A 17,483-nucleotide genomic window follows, 5' to 3' on the forward strand; every position below is an offset into this window, starting at 1 on the left:
TCAGGCGATGTTGAATTGCTTGCGCAACGTGCGGTCGAACAACGCGCGTGGCAGGAAGCGCCGGGCAAGAGATGTCTTCCGCGCGGCCTTGCCCGAGGGGTAGCGGAGCCGAGGGGTCTTGTCCTGCGCCGCCGCCACGATGGTTGCCGCAACGTCCTCAGCGGTGTCTCCATCGGCCATCGCCAGATCAAACGCCGCCCGATATCGGGCCAACGTCTGACCGTATGCCGCCACCGGCCGGTCACCCTGCGGTGAATTTGCCTCGATCGAGGTCTTGGTAGCCCAAGGTTCGATCACCGCGACGCGAATGCCAAAGGTGCGCACCTCATGGTCGAGCGATTCTGAATAGCCTTCGATCGCGTGCTTGCTGGCGGCGTAGTATGCGCCGAACGGACCCGGGATCAGACCCAAGACAGAGCCGATGTTCAGGATGCGGCCATGTCCTTGCGCCCGCATGAAAGGCAGAACCGCATTGGTCACCCGCACGACGCCCAGGAAGTTGGTATCGAAAAGCGCGCGGACCTGCGCGACCGAGCTTTCCTCGGCCGCCCCGGACACGGCGTAACCCGCATTGTTGACCAACAGGTCGATCCGGCCAAGTTCGGATAGGGCCAGCGCCACTGCTTCTGCGACTGATTGATCATCCGTCACATCGCATGCGATCATCCGAATGCCGTCCCGCACTTCGCCCGGGGTCGCCTTGCGGCTGGTGCCGATCACCCGATACCCCGCCCTCAACAGCGCAAGTGCGGTGGCTTTGCCAATCCCGCTAGATGCACCGGTAACAAAAGCCGTTTCATTCCCATTCGCTGCAACGGTCGCCATCGCGTTTACCTCTTCGCCCTCGTCTGTCGGCCGCCCATCCCTTTGGGGCTTCTGGTCAGAGTTCACTTTTGATGATTATCATCATCTATCCGCTATATGATGATAATCATCATTAATGTCAATCACATTTTTCCTGAGTGAAATCGGCATGCGTAGGACGCAAACGGAACCAGTAAGACTGAACGTTCATCGTTTTGGGAGGCGTTTCTGACAGATATCCCTAGCTGAGAACGTCACGCATGGGACGGCGATCACCGGGGCTACAATCTCACGGACCTCAGTGCCCGGCACACTTCCAAGGTTCCAGGCAACGAGTGACTTTCCTCCGAGGCCTACAGGACCGCAAAGGAGAGGTCATACCCGGGCAAACCTGTGTTGGACACAGTGACCGACCTCGCGCAGAAGGGCGGTTGTCTGGAGAGCTGCCGGTATCCGACACACACATGAATGTCCGCTATGGGCCGAGAGTGACCATCTGGCGTTAATGGCTGCTATCGTAAGCCATTCGAAATGCAAAGAAGCCGCCGTTGTCGAGCCTGATCGGCGTACGATCTCCCTATACAAGCAAGGGACCCTTTGGTCGGGAGGCAAACAGGTCAAGCATGTTCTGCGGCCATTGCGCTTGTCAGAAAAGACAGGAGCAGCGGTGTCAAAGCGCAACGGTATCGACCCACTTTCGACTAACGCACTCGAGACACTTGCGTCTTCGTTGCGACAATGATGGTCGTCACCTTTTCTCAAGCTTGGCTGCCTCTTAACTCGACATCGCTCCAGCAATCGATGCGATGATGTAATCTGATGTGATCTTGCGTTGTGGCAATTTGTCTCATCCCGCAAGCTGCACCTATCAAGCGCTGCCCCTACGACGGCCCACGATGGGAGGAGGGCCTGCAAAGTCGGAACGCACCCGGCCCCCGAGGATAATGTGAAGCTTAGGGGATGCAGACCCTTGTCGCATTGCGTTCGACGACGGGGCTGGAGTGATCAGCGTCGCAGGTCAGTCCTGCTGCCTGCAGGAAACGACCGGCTCCGGCCGTCAATCGGGTCACACAAGACCCAAGGGTTATCAAGGAGGAAACCCAAATGTTCAAGAAGTTGCTTGGTGCCGCTGCGGCACTCGCCCTGACCGCCGGACTTGCGACCGCCGAGGGCAAGACCTTCTACTGGGTATCGCACGGCGGTCCAGCCGATCCTGTCTGGACCTATTTCCTGCAGGGGGCCGAAGCCTTTGCCGCAACGACCGGCAACACGGTCAACACCTCATTCCATTCGGGCGACGTGCCGAGCCAGCAGGAAGCCGTGCGTGCGGCCATCGCGGCGGGGGCTGACGGAATCTGCTCGACCAGTCCCGATCCCGGTTCGATGGTCGATGTCGTGGCCGAGGCTCGCGCTGCCAACATCCCGATCATCAATTTCAACACTTCTGACTCTGCGCCGAACTGGAACGCCTATGTCGGCGGCGACCTGAAGGCCGTCGGCAAGGCCTGGGCGCAGTATCTCGTCGACAAGGGTTTGGTGAAATCCGGCGATTTCGTCTGGATGCCAGTTGAGGTGCCCGGTGCCTCCTACGGTGTCGAAGAAGAGAAGGGCATCAAGGAAGTGTTCGAGCCCTTGGGGATCACCTGGGAAGTCACCGATGCCACGCTGGACCAAGCCGAAGTCATCACCCGAATGACCGACTACGTCACCGCGAACCGCGACAAGATCAAGGCCATGATCGGTCTGGGCGACATGGTGACGGGATCGGTCAAGCGGGTCTGGGACCAAGCTGGCGTGCAGCCGGGCGAAATCCCCGTCGTGGGCTGGGGCAACTCGCTGGACACCACACAAGGGGTGATGGACGGCTACGTGAACGCAGGTATGTGGCAGGACCCGCAGGCAACGTCTTACCTATGCTTGTCGTCGCTGCTGATGGAGGGTGACGGCATTCCGCTGGGCTTCAACATCACCACCGGCGCGCTCTACGAGAAAGACACGGCGATGGTTTACCACACCATCATGGGCGGCAAGTGACGCGGGCTTACTGCCGCGTCTGTTGATGACCCTGACCGAAGCCGCCCGCACCCGTTGCGGGCGGAACGGTCTCCCCTTCCCCGAGGAACCAGAATGTCCACACCCTCCACGGTTTCGGCCGCCTATCCCGCACAGCAAGGGGCCCTGAAGCGCTTTGTTGCCAAGCCGGAGTTTGGCCCGCTTATCCTTCTGCTGACGATGCTTGTCGTCTTCACCTCCATCAATCCGGCCTTCCTGTCGCTGAACAACATCGGCAATGCGCTGACCTTCACGGTCGAACTTGGGCTGATTGCGTTGGCGATGACGCTTCTGATGACGGCGGGAGAGTTCGACCTGTCCGTCGGGTCGGTCTTCGGCTTTTCGCCGGTGGTAATGTGGGCCCTGTTCAACGCGGGCCTGATGCCGCTGCCGGCTGCCTTCGTGGTGGCAATGGTTCTGGCCGTGGGGATCGGGCTTTTCTCTGGGCTGTTCGTGACGCGGTTGGGCATTCCGTCCTTCCTGGTCACCCTGGGCATGCTGCTTGTCGTGCGTGGGGCGGCGCTCTGGCTGACATCAGGCTTTCCGCAGCGGACCTGGGACGCGGGCGATCAGTGGATCGCGACGCTCTTGGTCGGGGACTTCTACATTGGCGGTTTGCGCATCTACATGAGCCTGATCTGGTTCATCGTTCTGGCGATAATCTTACATCTTCTTCTGACGTCCACTCGCTTTGGCAACTGGATCCAGGCCACAGGCGGCAATCCCGGGGCAGCGCGAAACCGGGGCGTTCCGATCCATCGGGTCAAGGTGATCCTCTTCATGCTGTCGGCGGCGATGGCGGCATTTGCCGGGATCATCTCGTCGATCCGGGTGTCGGCAGCGAACCCGAACTCCGGCGCTGGCTATGAGCTTGAAGTCATCGCGATGGTGGTGATCGGCGGAACGGTTCTGACCGGCGGACGCGGCACGATCATCGGCACGGTGCTGGGCGTCCTGATCCTGCGGCTGATGCGCAATGGCATCGTCCTGATCGGGGTGCCGGGACTGGCCTACAACATCTTCATCGGTGCGATCATCCTTGGAATGATGGCGCTGCACGCCGCGCTGGAACGCCGGCACAACGCAGGAACCTGAAGCATGACCGACCAACCACTTGTCGAGATGCGGCATATCGAAAAGTCCTATGGCCGGGTACATGCCCTGCGCGACGTGAACCTCTCGATCAGGCGCGGCGAGATCGTCGGCCTTCTGGGCGACAACGGCGCAGGAAAATCTACCCTGATCAAGGTGCTGTCGGGGGCGGTTCCGTATACCTCGGGCGAGATCCGGATCAAGGGGAAGCCAGTCAAAATGACGTCCACGAATGACGCAATCGCGGCCGGGATCGAGACGATCTATCAAGACTCTGCCCTGGTCCCGCAGCTCTCCATCGCGCGAAATCTGTTCCTCGGGCGCGAGCTGACCAAGGGAAGTCTGGGCCGAATGGACCTGGACCGGATGAACCAGGTCGCGGCCGATCTGTTGAAGCGGGTCGGCATCTCCAAGAACATCCCGCCGACGACACCCATCGGGTCTTTGTCGGGGGGCGAACGTCAGGCCGTCGCCATTGCCCGCGCGATGTACTTCGACAGCGACCTGATCGTCCTGGACGAACCGACGAACAACCTGGGAGTGGCCGAGACGCAAGGCGTTCTGCGCTTTGTCCGCGAAGCGCGCGACACCGGACATTCCTGCATCTTCATCGCCCACAACATTCACCACGTCTTCCAGGTGGTGGATCGCATGGTGGTGATGCGTCGCGGGACGGTGGTGGCCGACGACCTTAGCCCGAAGACATCCTCGATCCAGGACGTCGAGGATGTGATCACCGGCGACCACATCACCGTCTAGGCCCGGATTGACGAACGGCTGTCCGACCCAGATCAAGGGCCGGACAACCCGATGAAGGGACCAGGAATGCGCGTGCTTTATGATCCAGAACCGCGAGCGACAGACGAAATCTTTTCGCCCGTTGATCTGGCCGAATTGCGGTCGCGCTACGAGGTGACCGAATGGCAGGGACAGGCTCGCGACACGTTCTATGCGCAGCACCTGCCGCAGACCGACATCCTGATCTCGCAGCAGGCGATGGGGGCCGACCGGCTGGCAAAAGCGCCAAACCTGCGGGCGATCTTCAACGTCGAGACCAACTTCCTGCCAAACGTGGACTATGCCGAGTGCTTCCGGCGTGGTGTTCACGTCCTTGCCCCCGGCGCTGTCTTTGCCGCCCCGGTGGCCGAGATGGCGCTTGGCATGGCGCTGTCCTTGGCTCGGAACATCCACGGCGAACACGCAGCGTTCCTGCAGGGCCAAGAGAAGTGGCTGTTCGAAGGAAACAAGCAGTCCGAGCTTCTGGCAGGGTCCACAGTCGGGATTATTGGGTTCGGTGATCTGGGCCGGTCGCTTTTTCGCCTGCTTGCCCCCTTTAACTGCCGGGTTCAGGTCTACGACCCTTGGCTGCCGCCCGGCCATCTGAAGCGGCTGGGGGTCGAACCGGTTGAGTTCGACACCCTTATGGCGGGCAACCGCTTCGTCTTCGTCATGGCCACGATAACCACCAACAACGCCGGAATGATTGACGCCCGCGCCCTGGACCTGATGCAGCCGGGGGCAATGCTGCTTCTCATGTCCCGGGCGGCGGCGGCGGATTTTCAGGCACTCACCGCCGCAGCAGCCTCCGGACGCATCCGGGTTGCGACAGATGTATTTCCGGTGGAACCAATCCCGAAGGACGATCCGATCCGCCGGGTGCCGAACATGCTCTTCTCGCCGCACCGGGCCGGGGCATTGACTTTTGCGCTTCGCGAGATCGGTACGCGGGTGCTGGAAGACATGGACCTCATCGCCCGCCGCCTGCCCCCCGTCGCATGTCGCAGGGCAGAACCCGAGACGGTTGCAATGATGCGGTCGATGCCAGTCAGCGCCACACCGACGGGTGAAGAAGGCTGAGGCGATGGTGCCTTTCGGCGAAACCCTGACACGCGAAGGCATGCCACGAAGAAGGGGACAGCCGCGCTCTGGCTGCGCGAACCGAAGTCGCATCGGATCACATCAATCGTGGCGCAATTCTCGGACCCTTGAATCGGCACGGTTCTTGCAAGCCCATTGGCGCTTGTGGTCTGAGTTGAGGGGGTGATCCCAACCACACTGGCCTACCCCCTGAACCTGGACAGTCCGCCATGCGCCGCGCCACCATCACCGACATTGCCGCTATGGCCGAGGTTTCGACCGCGACGGTCGACCGCGTGTTAAATGGCCGTCCCGGTGTCTCGGCGGCGAACCGGCAGCGTGTGAACATTGCGGCCAAGGCGCTCGGGTATTTGCCGTCCGAGGATAAGGTCATCCTGCCCTCGCGCCCGGCACATCTGGAGTTCTTCCTGCCGCTTGGCCGCAGCGAGTTCATGCACAACCTCGCTGCGACGATCCGCGATTTCGCTGCCAGCCTGCCCTTGGTCGCATCCTGCCGAATTCACGCCATCGACGGGCTGGCGCCAAGTGCTTTGGTGAAGGCGATGGAACGGACTGCACTGCAGACCGACGGTGTTGGCGTGATCACGGTCGACCACCCGATCTGCCGCAACGCGATCCGACAGCTCTGCGAGGCGGGACTTCGCGTCGTCACCATCGCGTCTGACGTGCTGCAAACACCCCGCTCGGCCTACGTCGGCGTCGACAACCGCGTGGCGGGGCGAACGGCAGGGCTGGTGCTGGGGCGCATGGCACGGCAGACGCAGGGTAGCGTGGCGCTTTTCCTCGGCTCGCGCGCCTATCACGGACACGAGGAACGCGCCGAAGGGTTCCGCGCGGTGATCGCCGAACAGTTCCCCGGCCTGACCATCCTGCCCGCCATCGAGATGGACGAGGACAGCGGCACATCCTACGCCGCCGCCTCACGGCTTCTGGGGGGGTCGGACCGGATCGTCGGGATCTACTGTGTCGGGGCAGGCAGAACTGGCATTGCGCGCGCGGTCGCCGAACTTGGCGGCAGGCGGCCCTTCGTCGTCTTCCACGACCTGACGAACCTGACCCGAGATCTTTTGGCAGAGGATGTGATTGATGTGGTGATCGACCAGAACGCAAGACTGACCGGCGAGCAGTCGGTGATCCGGCTTCTTGGCTCCATAGCCTCGACCGCGCCGTTTCTGACACTCAAATACATCGAGCCGCGCATCATCCTGCGCGAGAACATCCCGGTGCGCTGACTATAGTTCCAGCCGCCGCACCGCTCCAACGGCGACCTCCTGCCCCGTTCGCCGCGACCGGATCGCCGCGAAGGCCAGCGCCAGGCTTCCAAGGTTCTCCTCCGCGCCATTCGCGGGCTCTCGATCCTCTTCGATGGCGACCAGCATCTCTCCCATTGCGCCGCGAAAGCCGTCGTTGAACCAAGTCCCACGCAAGGCGGGCCGCGCCCGACCTTCGGCCGTGGTCAAGGTCACCGCCTGCTGGCCCAGATCGGGGCCATCGCTGGTCAGCGTGCCTTTCGTGCCCGTAATCACCGTCGCATCGCGCGGGCCAAAGGGCGTTGCGCCGTCGAACACCAATGAAGCCTGCCCCCGGTCCAGCCGGATTAGCGCCTGCGCCGTCAGCGGGGCCTTCGCTGCCTGCCCGGGCGCAAGGCCTGCCATGGCAAAGACACTCCGCGCCCGGTCGCCGAGAATGCTGTGCGCAAAGTCGAACCAGTGGATGCCGAAGTCGTAAAGGATCAAGTCCTCAATCCCCTCAAACAGCGTCCCAGCAATCCAGCCGTGGTTCCAGTGCAGCGTGCAGTGCAGGCCTGTCACTTCACCCACCAGCCCCTGCCGCACCGCCGCCCGCATCCAGGCCATGTGCGGTGACCAGCGACCGTTCTGGTTGACCGCCAGCTTCACGCCCTGCGTCCGTGCCAAGGCCACCAGCCGCGCGCCTTCGTCCAGGTCCAGCACGAAAGGCTTTTGCGACAGCACATGCTTGCCCGCCTGCAACGCCGCCTCAAGGATCGGCATCCGGTCCGCCGGATGCGGGGTGATGTCGACCACGTCGATGGACGGGTCGTCCAGCACATCCTGCCAGCGGTCGGTTACCCGGGCCTTGGGAGCAAATTCCGCCGCCTTCGCCTCGGCCTTGGCCAGGGTCCGGTTGCAGATCGCCGCTACCTCCCAGCCTGCGCTCCGATAGGCGTCCAGATGGGCCGACACGATACCCCCCGCCCCGATCACCCCGATCCGAGGGCGGTAAGTGCGGGGGGTTTGCGGCTGGTAGGGCAGGTCCGGCGCGGGAATTTCGGCCAGTGCGGCGGACTTCAGCGCATAGCTGTCGGCGTCTGGTTCGCTCATGGGATCAGAGGCAGCGTGCGTTTCTGGCGGGCGGATTCGGCTGCGGTGTCGACGATGCGCTGGCCGATAAGGCTGACGGCGGGGTCGAGAGGGCCAGCCAGGGGTTCCCCGCGCGAGATGCAGCCAAGGACGTACTCGATCGCGTTTCGCCCCCCCAGTGGCAACGGGTCGGCGGGGATCGGATGCGGCTCGGGGTTGGCGCGGGTTTGCACGGTGACGTGGTAGTCGTAGTCCCACGAGGCAATGGTGCCCTCGGTCCCGACCAGGATGAACCCGCATTTTGGCTGCGGCTGGATCACCCAAGGGTCGGTGAAGGTGCCCCAGCGGGTCTCCATCTTCGACAGGCCCTTGGCATAGCGGCAGATGGTGACCGAGTGCTGGTCAACCTCGATCCCCGGCGTCTCATCCGTAACGCAGGTCACTTCCAGGGGGGCCTCGCCGTTCCGGTACCAGGTGCCAAGGGTTGCACCGTAGCCGAGGTAGTCGAGAAGGCTGCCGCCGCCGCTGGAGCGCTTGTACCACCAGGAGGTGGGCTTCTGGCGTTCGACCTCCTCGCGGCTGACCTCGATCTTGTCGGCGAGGTGGTAAAGCGGGCCGCGGTTGCCGCCGTAGGAGTGGATCTCGATCACCTCACCGATCATCCCTTCGTCCACCAGCCGCTTGGCGGTGACGTGGCTTTCCACCCAGCGCAGCGGCCAGTTGATTGCGAGGGTCTTGCCCGGCGGCATGGCGGCGATCATCGCGCGGGCATCGGCGACTGAGGCAGCGAAGGGTTTCTCGACGAAGACATGGACGCCGTAGGCGGCGAGGCGAATGGTGTAGTCGGCGTGGTTGGCCGTCGCGGCGCAGAGGATGGCAAGGTCGGGTTTCGCCGTCTTCATGCAGGTGTCGAAGTCGGTGAAGACCCTGTCCTCGGGGAGACCGAAGGTGTCGATGGCGCGCTGCATCGTGCCGCGGTCGGGGTCGAAGATGCCGGCGATCTCCGCCTCCGGGTGGTCATGCACGCAGCGCAAGAGGTCGCCCATGTGCATGTGGTCGAAACTGATGCCGACGATGCGGAACTTTGCCATGGGTGGGTCCTTTCAGCTGCGTTCGGTGAGGCGGATGAAGAGGGCTGTGACGGCGAGGATGATGAGGCCGAAGAGGATGCGGCGGCCGCCCTCGGGGATCTGCATCAGGGTGAGCATGGAGGTGAGGACCGTCAGGATCAGCGCGCCCACGATGGTGCCGCCGTATCCCCCGCGCCCGCCGAAGATCGAGGTGCCGCCGATCACGGCAGCGGCGACGGAGGGCAGGTCAAGCGGCAGCGCCAGCGAAAGCGAGGCGGTCTTGATCTGGCCGAGGTAGAGAAGGCCCGTCACCCCGGCGATCAGGCTGGAGAGGGTGTAGAGCGTCAGGTGCACCTGCCAGACCCGGACGCCCGACAGGCGCGCGGCGGCCTCGTTCGCGCCGATGGCGTAGAGCAGGCGACCAAAGCCGCTGCGGCGTTGGGCCCAGATGACGAGGATCGCAAAGGGGATGAAGAGCGCAAGGCTGTTCGGCAGGCCCCAGGTCCGCCCGGTGCCGAGCCAGAGGAGGAAGTCTGGGATAAGGACCCCGGTGGCGATGACATAGCGCTGGTAGACGAGAAGGCAGCCGGTGGCGATCAGCGCGGTGCCGAGGGTCATGATGAGGGGATGTACCCGGCAAATGGCGATGCCGAAGCCGTTGACGAGGCCGATGACCAGGGCAGAAGCGATGGCTACCGCGATGGCCGGGGGTACACCGATCAGCGGCGCGAGGGTTGCGGTCAGGTAGGCGGCGATGGTGGCGGCGGTACCAACGGAAAGGTCGATGCCTCCGGTCAGCATCGTCAGCGTCTGGCATGCGGCAAGCATCGCTAGAGGGATCGCGATCTTCAGCGTGTTCGAGACCCAGAACATGCTGAGGACGCCGGGGTTCAGGATCGCGAGGAGTGCCACCAGCAGGATCAACAGGCCGATCAGCGGCAGCAACGGGCGGTCGACCACCAGGCGGCCAAGGCGGCTCATTGCAGTGGGGGTGTCGGTCAGGGTCATGCGTGCCTCCCCCGTGTGGCGAGAACCGCGCCGAACATCACGACGGCGACCATGATCGAGCCCTCGATGATCGCGGCGACGTTAGGGTCGACCGAGAGAAGTGTCAGGTCCATCCGCACGGTGCGCAGGATCAGGACGGCGAGGATCGGGCCAAGGAGGCCCCCGCGTCCTCCACCAAGGACGACACCGCCGAGGACGACAGCGGCGACCGAGGCGAGGAGGTAAGGGCCGGGGATCGGCTCGCCGATGCCGGTGCCCATGCTTACGCTCAGACCGCCGAGTGCGGCGAAAAGGCCGCAGAGGGCGTAGGCGACGATGCGGGTCTGGCCGACGGGCACGCCGGAGCGGAAGGCGGCGAGGGGGTCTGAGCCGATGGCGTAGAGGCGGAGGCCCAGTTTGGAGCGGCGGATGGGGAGCCAGATGACGGCGGTGACTACGGCAAGGAAAACAATGGCGCGGGGCAGCCAGTCGGGACCGAAGCTTCCGGTGATGAGGCCGCGCAGCCAGGGGGCGATGCCACCGCCCGGCGCGTTGAGGATGAGGAGCGCGACGCCCTGCCATACGAACAGCATGGCAAGGGTGACGACGATGTCAGGGACGCGCGTTACGACGATCAGAGTGCCATTGATTGCGCCCATGGCAAGTCCAAGGAGCAGGACCCCGATCACGATAGGGATCGACTGAGCGTCGGTTGCACCATCCATCAGGACGGCTCCGGTGACGCTGGCGACGGCCATCATCGCGGCGATCGACAGGTCTATGCCACCCGCGATGACGACGATGGCCATACCGACTGTGGCCAAGGCAAACGGCAACGCGGCGCGGGCGAGGCTTTCGAGACCAGAGGCACCGAAATCGGGCTGGATGAGCTTTGTCATCAGCAGGAGAGCCGCGAGGAGGACGGCGAGGCCCAGGGTCCAGCTGTTGGCTTCGATCCAGCGCGTCATGCCGGGGCCCTTTCGGTCAGCCCGTAGGCGGCGCGCATCAGGGTGGATTCGTCGGCGTCCTTCGCGTCGATCACGTCGACCACGCGGCCGTTGAAGATCACCACGGCGCGGTCGCAGGCGAGGCGGATTTCGGCGAGCTCGGAGGTATAGAACAGAACCGCCGCGCCCTCGTCGGCAAGGTCGCGGACCAGCCCGTAGATCTGCCGCTTGGTGCGAATGTCGATGCCGCGTGTGGGGTCGAAGAGGAGGAGCGTCTGCACCCCCTTGGCGATCCAGCGGGCGATGGTGACCTTCTGCTGGTTGCCACCCGAGAGCCTGCGGACCTCGCCTTGCGCGCGGGTGTCGATCTGCAGGGTTTCGATGGCTTGGCCGACCTTTGCCGCTTCCTCGCCCATCCGGATCGCGCCCCAGTTCTTGATGCGGGCCAGCAGCGGCACGGCGATGTTCTCGCGGACCGAGCGGGACATGAGAAGTGCGTGGGCGCGGTCGCCGGGGACGAGCGTGAGGCCTGCGGCGATGGCGTCAGCGGGGTGATGGAAGGTCTTCGGGGTGCCGTCGACCTCTACGGTGCCGGCGCTGGCCTTGCGGTTGCCGGCGAGGACGTCGAAAAGCTCGTCCTGGCCTTGGCCCTCCAGCGCGACGACGCCCAGCACTTCGCCCTTGTGCAGGTCGAAGGAGACGTCGGTGAGGCGTGTGCCGGTCTTGAGACCCTTGACCCGCAGGCGCGGTGTCGTGGTGGGGACGGTCTTCGCCGGGCGGTCCTCAGAGACGGCGGCCGCAACGGCCCCACCGAGCATCATCTCGACGATGCGTTCCTCGATGCCGGGCTCGATGGCGACGTCGCCAACGGTCAGGCCATCGCGGAGCACGGTCGCGCGGTCGCAGATCGCGGCGATCTCGTTGAAACGGTGCGAGACATAGATGACCGAGCGGCCCGCGTCGGCCTGGGCGCGGACGGTTTTCAGCACGCGGTCGACAAGATCGGTGGGCAGCGCGGCGGTCAGTTCGTCAAGAAGGAGGACGTCAGGCTCGATGGCCAGCGCGCGGGCAAGGTCGACAATGCGGAGGGAGGCGAGGGGGAGCGACCGGATCAGCGCCTCAGGATCGATGTCGGGAAGACCGAGTTCCGATACCCAGTGGCGGAAGGGGTCGACCGGTGTGTCACCCAGCCGAAGGTTGTCCAGAACCGAAAGGTCGGGGATCAGCGAGGGTTCCTGGTAGACCGGAACCAGTCCCCAGCGCCGGGCGCCTGCGGGGTTGGCGACAGTGCTGTCCCGGCCCTTGATCTTCACATGCCCCGAGTCAGGCTTCAGGACGCCGGTCAGGATCTTGACGAAAGTGGATTTGCCCGCCCCGTTCGCCCCCATCAGCGCCACGACCTGCCCGGCCTTCACTTGCAGCGAGGCGTTCTTCAGAGCTTGGACCGCTCCGAAGCGCTTGGCAACTCCTGTGGCGTCGAGAACGGCGTCGGAGGGGACATCCGGCATGGCAGGCTTTCGGGTGAGGGAAAGCGACCCCCGGAAGCTGTCCGGGGGCCGCAATGGATCAGACGGACGGACTTACTCGCCCGGGCCCTTGCAGGCAATGATCTGGTCCATCGTGTAGCTGGTCCAGCCGTCGATCGACACCGACACCGGCCATTCCGGCGACAGGTTCGGGTTCGCGGCAGCTGCAAGCTTGGCCTTGCCCTCGTCGGTCACGTTTTCCCACAAGGCCGGGTTCACCAGAACGGTCTTCTCGGCCGGCATCTTCCCGTCCAGGATCTGGATCGCAAGTGCGACACCCGCACCACCGACGGAACCGGGGTTGGTGACGGCGGCACCCTGCAGGCCCTCGACCGACGAAAGCTGGCCGACGAAGCCCGCGTTGTCCGCGCCGACGACCGGAACCATCGGTGCGCCGCTTTCGACCAGCGCGTCGACGATCACGTTGTCGATGCCAGAGGTCCAGATCCCCTGGAACGGCACGCCCGCGGCGATGATGTCGTTGATCTGTTGCTTGCCCTGGTCCTGCTGCCAGCCGGTGAAGACCTCCTGCGCGACGGTGATCTCCGGGAACTCGGCCATCGCCTTCTTGAAGCCCACGTCACGGTCATTGTCGGCACCCGCACCTGCAGCGCCGCGCATGTAGACCACGGCACCTTTGCCGCCCATCTGTTCAAACAGCCACTTCGCACCCAAGTAGGCGTATTCGGTCTGGTTGTTCGACAGGATATAGGCGGACGGCTCGGTCACCGCCTGGTCGACGGCGACGACGACGATCCCGGCATCGGTCGCTTCCTTGATCGCGGCGTTGATCCCTTCGCTGTTCGACGGGTTGACCACGATGGCGTTGACGCCCGCCTGGATCAGGTTGCGGATGTCTTCCAACTGGCCCGCAGCATCGGTGTTGCGGTGGGCGATGTTCAGGCTTTCGACCTTGCCCGAGGCGAGCGCTTCGGCCTTCATCGCGCAGACCATCTGCTCGCGCCAGCCGTTCCCCTGCACGGTGTTCGAGATGCCGATCTTGTAGCCCTCGGCGGCGGCCATCCCGGTCAGGCCCAGGGCCATCGCGGTTCCAAAAAGCAGTCGTTTCATGGTGATCCTCCCAGATCGTTGGTTGTCGTTCTACTTGACGTAAGGGCGCAGCACATCCCGCGCCAAGGCGAAGCCGCGTTTGATTTTTTCGTCCGAGCCTTCGAAGTCGCGGTCCTCGTGTTCGATGATGATGGGGCCATCGTAGCCCGCGCGATAGAGGGTGGCGAAGAAATCTTGCCAGTCAACCTCTCCCAGCCCCGGCATCCGGGGGATCTGCCAGCCCATCCCGGCGGACAGGATGCCATGGTCGTAAAGCCCGTCGCGGTCGATCATCAGGTCCTTGGCGTGAACATGGACCATCCGAGGGCCGAATTCGCGGACAAAGCGGTTCGCGTCGATCATCTGCCAAACCAGGTGGCTGGGGTCGTAATTCATGCCCACGGCGTCGCCCCAGGTCTCGAAGATCCGCCGCCAGATCTTCGGCGCATAGGCGATGTTGTGCCCGCCCGGCCATTCGTCGTGGCTGAAGATCATCGGGCAGTTCTCGAAGGCCAGCGTCACGCCCTTGTCCCGCGCATGGGCCACGATGGGGGCGAAAATCCCGGTTGCCCGTTCCCAGTTCTGATCGACGGTCAGTGAACGGTCGCCCCCGACAAAGGTGTTGACCACCTTCACCCCCATCAGCCCGGCCGCCGAGATGACCCTCTTCAGATGAGAGGTCACCGCCTCGCGGTGCCCCGCTTCCGCATGCAACGGGTTCGGATAATAGCCCAGACCCGACACCGACAACCCCTTCCCCGCGATCATCCCCATGATCTCGGAGGCCCGCGCCGCCGTCATGTCTTCGACCGGAAGATGCGCCGTCCCGGCATAGCGCCGCTTCTCGCCCCCTGCCTGCGGCCAGCAGGCGATCTCCAGCGCCTCGAACCCCGCCCCCGCGGCGTAATCGGCGACCTTCTCCAAGGACATCTCCGCAAAGGGTGCCGTCAGGATGCCAAGATGCATGTGTCTCTCCCTCTACCCGACGCTGACCCAGCTGCCGCTTGCCGCACTGGCCAGAACGGCATCGCAAAACAGCATCTCGTAATGCCCATCGTCAAAGGTGGCCCAGGTCGACTGCTCCCCCCTGCCCCCTCGCCCGACATCGCGATAGACCTGAGTAAAGAACGCGGCCCAAGTGTCGCCAAAGCCTTCCGGGTGCCCGCCCGGCATGAACGCCGCCGCCGCGCCCGTTGCATTCATCAACGACGGATCGCGCAGCAGCACCTGGTTCGGCGCCTCGCGATGGCCGATCCACAGATCCTCCGGATGTTCGGCCGACCACGCCGCCGAAGCCTTGGAGCCGGACAAGTCCCAGCACAAAAGCCCGCGCCGCCCGTGGCTGACCTGGCTGGTCGACATCATTCCCCGCCCGCCGTTGCCATAACGCAGAAGGATCGTCGCCGCGTCGTCCGTCTCGATCTTCCGGGTCTCGGTCGGGCCCTTGGTGGCAGTGAACGTCTCGACCGGCCCCAGCGGTTTCTGCCGTTCTGGGATGAAGGTCGCCAGCTCCGCCATCACTGCAATCGGCTTCTGCCCGGTGATGAAGTTCGTCAGGTCCACCCAATGCGTCCCGATATCGCTGACCGACCGCAGCGGCCCGCCCTCTTCGGCCTCCAGCCGCCAGTTCCAGTCTGTCTCCTTGGCCAGCCAGTCCTGATGAAAATGCCCGGTGATCAACCGCAGATCGCCCAGCGCGCCAGCCTTCATCATGCCGTGGGCATGCTGGTTCAGCGGATAGAACCGCGTGTTGTAGCACACTGCCGCGACCTTGCCGCTGGCCAGCGCCATCGCCACCATCTCGGCCGATTGCGCGGCCGTCATCGCCAAGGGCTTTTCGCAGATCACATGCTTGCCCGCCGCCAGGATCGCCTTGACCTGCGGATAATGCGCCACGTTGGGCGAGGTGACATGCACCACCTGCGCAGCCGGATCGGCCAAAAGCTCATCGAGCGACCCATAGGCCTTCGCCACCCCCAGCGCCTTCGCCCGTTCCCCACCCCGAGCCGCGCTGGACCCCAGCACGCCCACGACCGGAATCCCCAGCCGCCGCAAGGTGGACAAATGCACCGCGCCGATAAAGCCGGTCCCGATGACCGCCGCGCCGATGTGGGAAAGGTCAGCCAACCGAATATCCTCCGTCAATGGCAAGGCAGGTGCCGGTCATGAACGCCGCCGCGTCCGAGGCAAGGAACAGCACTGGCCCGGCAATATCCTCCGGCTGGCCCCAGCGGCCCATCGGTGTCCGCAGATTGACCGCCGCCACATGCGCCGGGTCCGTGCGCGACCGCGCCGATTGCTGCGTGACGACAAATCCTGGGGCCACCGCGTTCACCCGGATGCCATCCCCCGCCCAGGCAATCGCCAGCGATTTCGTCAGCTGCACCACCGCCGCCTTCGACGCGCCATAGGCCGGATTCTTCGGGCTGCCGAAGGTCGCATACATCGAGGCGATGTTGACCAGCACCCCCTTGGCCGCTTTCAACTGAGCATGAAACGCCTCGGCCATCCGAAAGGTGCCATGCAGATTCACGTTCACCACATGGGCAAAGAAGTCCGGCGCCATCTCCTCGCCCCGCGCGGTGATCGCGGCGCAGTTCACCAGCACGTCCAGCCTTTCCCGCCGCGCCGCAAAGTCGCGCACAGTTTCCCCGTCGGTCACGTCCAGCTGGGTATAGGCAAACCGCGTCCTGTCCTCGGGTGCGGCTTCCGGTTCGGCTCCAGTGATCGCGACACGCGCGCCGGCATCCTGGAACGCCCGCGCAATCGCCGCCCCGATTCCCGCCCGGCTTGCGCCAACGACCAGAACCTCCGCCCCGTCGAACTCGAACCGGCTGTGCTTCATCCCGCAGTCCTCCCGCCGCCATCCTTGGCCAGCACTCGAGTCGATGCAACAGGATTTTCATTTTTCATAGATTGAAAATTTTCACCCAAACTCAGCCGCCGGCCCAGGCCCACGATCATCGCCTGCGCCACGACCATCGCCGGCACTTGGCTACGGAAATGGCCCAGCCGCGCCTCGTTCACATAGAGCACATGAGTCGCCAGACCCGCGACCGGGCTCAACGCGTTGTCGGTGATCGCCAGCACCCGGTGACCGCGCTGCGCGGCCAACCGTGCCACCTCCACCGTCTCGGGCGTGTAGTCGTCGAAGGTCATCGCCAGCAGGGTATCCCCCGGCCCCATCGCCGCGACCTGCATTGCCCGCATCGACCCCAGGTTGTCCACCAGTTGAGCCCGCCGCCCGATGCTTCCCAACCCATAGACGGTATAGGCCCCCAGCCCGAACGCCCCCCGCGCGGCCGCGACATGCACCACCTCACTTGTGGCCAGCACTTCGACACAGGCGTCCAGTTGCGTGCGGTCCAGCGCCTCTTCGATCCGCAGCAGCGATTGCACCGCCGCCTCGACAAAACTGCCAAAGACATTCCCCGGCCGGTCCAGATCGCCGTCCGCCATGCCCGACAAGCGGTCGGCATAGGGCAGGCGCGGGCCAAGCAGACGCTCGCGGAACACCAGTTGCAACTCGGCAAAGCCCTGGAACCCCAGCTCTTTGGCGAACCGGGTGATCGTCGCGGGCGGCACGTTGGCCAGTTGCGCCAGCCGGACAAGCGTGGACACCGCCACCTCCTCGGGATGGTTCAGGAAGAACTGCGCCACCTGCGCCAGCCGCTTGCTCAGCGTTCCCGACCGGTCCACCAGCGCCCGGCGCAGGTCCTCGAAATCGCGCGGGGCCGCCCGGTTCGTCTCGTCCAT

At 64.3% G+C, this 17,483-nt stretch carries 16 protein-coding genes; 5 read left to right on the forward strand and 11 right to left on the reverse strand.

Annotated elements, in window-relative coordinates; genetic code table 11:
- Complete coding sequence (locus E8M84_RS10720; protein WP_137111195.1) at positions 1–825, reverse strand: oxidoreductase; 825 nt, start codon at positions 823–825, stop codon at positions 1–3.
- A gap of 1,083 nt (positions 826–1,908) precedes the next feature.
- Between E8M84_RS10720 and E8M84_RS10725 the strand changes: the two genes are divergently transcribed.
- The 5 genes from E8M84_RS10725 (at position 1,909) to E8M84_RS10745 (ending at position 7,058) form a co-directional block, all read left to right on the forward strand.
- On the forward strand, positions 1,909–2,838 hold the full coding sequence (locus E8M84_RS10725) for a substrate-binding domain-containing protein (RefSeq protein ID WP_137111196.1): 930 nt from the start codon (positions 1,909–1,911) through the stop codon (positions 2,836–2,838).
- Between the two features lie 93 nt (positions 2,839–2,931).
- Positions 2,932–3,951, forward strand: a complete 1,020-nt coding sequence (locus E8M84_RS10730) for an ABC transporter permease (RefSeq protein WP_137111197.1) — start codon at positions 2,932–2,934, stop codon at positions 3,949–3,951.
- A 3-nt stretch (positions 3,952–3,954) separates the two neighbouring features.
- Complete coding sequence (locus tag E8M84_RS10735) at positions 3,955–4,707, forward strand: ATP-binding cassette domain-containing protein (protein WP_137111198.1); 753 nt, start codon at positions 3,955–3,957, stop codon at positions 4,705–4,707.
- Between the two features lie 66 nt (positions 4,708–4,773).
- On the forward strand, positions 4,774–5,805 hold the full coding sequence (locus tag E8M84_RS10740) for a hydroxyacid dehydrogenase (RefSeq protein WP_137111199.1): 1,032 nt from the start codon (positions 4,774–4,776) through the stop codon (positions 5,803–5,805).
- A gap of 230 nt (positions 5,806–6,035) precedes the next feature.
- Positions 6,036–7,058, forward strand: a complete 1,023-nt coding sequence (locus E8M84_RS10745; RefSeq protein WP_137111200.1) for a LacI family DNA-binding transcriptional regulator — start codon at positions 6,036–6,038, stop codon at positions 7,056–7,058.
- Here the strand turns inward: E8M84_RS10745 and E8M84_RS10750 are convergent, their stop codons facing one another.
- The 10 genes from E8M84_RS10750 to E8M84_RS10795 form a co-directional block, all read right to left on the reverse strand.
- Positions 7,059–8,168, reverse strand: a complete 1,110-nt coding sequence (locus E8M84_RS10750) for a Gfo/Idh/MocA family protein (protein ID WP_137111201.1) — start codon at positions 8,166–8,168, stop codon at positions 7,059–7,061. It abuts the gene before it with no gap.
- Positions 8,165–9,238, reverse strand: coding sequence for a Gfo/Idh/MocA family protein (locus E8M84_RS10755; RefSeq protein WP_137111202.1), 1,074 nt, complete (start codon positions 9,236–9,238; stop codon positions 8,165–8,167). Before E8M84_RS10755 ends, E8M84_RS10750 begins: the two co-directional genes overlap by 4 nt.
- Before the next feature lie 12 nt (positions 9,239–9,250).
- The gene (locus E8M84_RS10760; RefSeq protein WP_137111203.1) at positions 9,251–10,225 is read right to left on the reverse strand and encodes an ABC transporter permease; all 975 of its coding nucleotides are present in this window, start codon (positions 10,223–10,225) and stop codon (positions 9,251–9,253) included.
- On the reverse strand, positions 10,222–11,172 hold the full coding sequence (locus E8M84_RS10765; RefSeq protein WP_137111204.1) for an ABC transporter permease: 951 nt from the start codon (positions 11,170–11,172) through the stop codon (positions 10,222–10,224). The genes E8M84_RS10760 and E8M84_RS10765 overlap by 4 nt, the downstream gene beginning before the upstream one ends.
- The gene (locus E8M84_RS10770) at positions 11,169–12,659 is read right to left on the reverse strand and encodes a sugar ABC transporter ATP-binding protein (protein ID WP_137111205.1); all 1,491 of its coding nucleotides are present in this window, start codon (positions 12,657–12,659) and stop codon (positions 11,169–11,171) included. The genes E8M84_RS10765 and E8M84_RS10770 overlap by 4 nt, the downstream gene beginning before the upstream one ends.
- Positions 12,660–12,731: 72 nt before the next feature.
- Positions 12,732–13,748 (reverse strand): ABC transporter substrate-binding protein, encoded by a 1,017-nt coding sequence (locus E8M84_RS10775; protein WP_137111206.1) that lies wholly within the window; start codon positions 13,746–13,748, stop codon positions 12,732–12,734.
- 30 nt (positions 13,749–13,778) lie between these two features.
- Positions 13,779–14,693 carry a sugar phosphate isomerase/epimerase gene (locus tag E8M84_RS10780; protein ID WP_137111207.1) on the reverse strand — a complete coding sequence of 305 codons (915 nt, stop codon included), beginning with the start codon at positions 14,691–14,693 and terminating at the stop codon, positions 13,779–13,781.
- A gap of 12 nt (positions 14,694–14,705) precedes the next feature.
- The gene (locus E8M84_RS10785) at positions 14,706–15,854 is read right to left on the reverse strand and encodes a Gfo/Idh/MocA family protein (protein WP_137111208.1); all 1,149 of its coding nucleotides are present in this window, start codon (positions 15,852–15,854) and stop codon (positions 14,706–14,708) included.
- Positions 15,847–16,572 (reverse strand): SDR family NAD(P)-dependent oxidoreductase, encoded by a 726-nt coding sequence (locus E8M84_RS10790; protein ID WP_137111209.1) that lies wholly within the window; start codon positions 16,570–16,572, stop codon positions 15,847–15,849. The genes E8M84_RS10785 and E8M84_RS10790 overlap by 8 nt, the downstream gene beginning before the upstream one ends.
- Positions 16,569–17,483 (reverse strand): MurR/RpiR family transcriptional regulator, encoded by a 915-nt coding sequence (locus tag E8M84_RS10795; protein ID WP_137111210.1) that lies wholly within the window; start codon positions 17,481–17,483, stop codon positions 16,569–16,571. Before E8M84_RS10795 ends, E8M84_RS10790 begins: the two co-directional genes overlap by 4 nt.

It is taken from the genome of Rhodobacter sp. SY28-1 (assembly GCF_005222785.1).
Taxonomy (GTDB): domain Bacteria; phylum Pseudomonadota; class Alphaproteobacteria; order Rhodobacterales; family Rhodobacteraceae; genus Tabrizicola.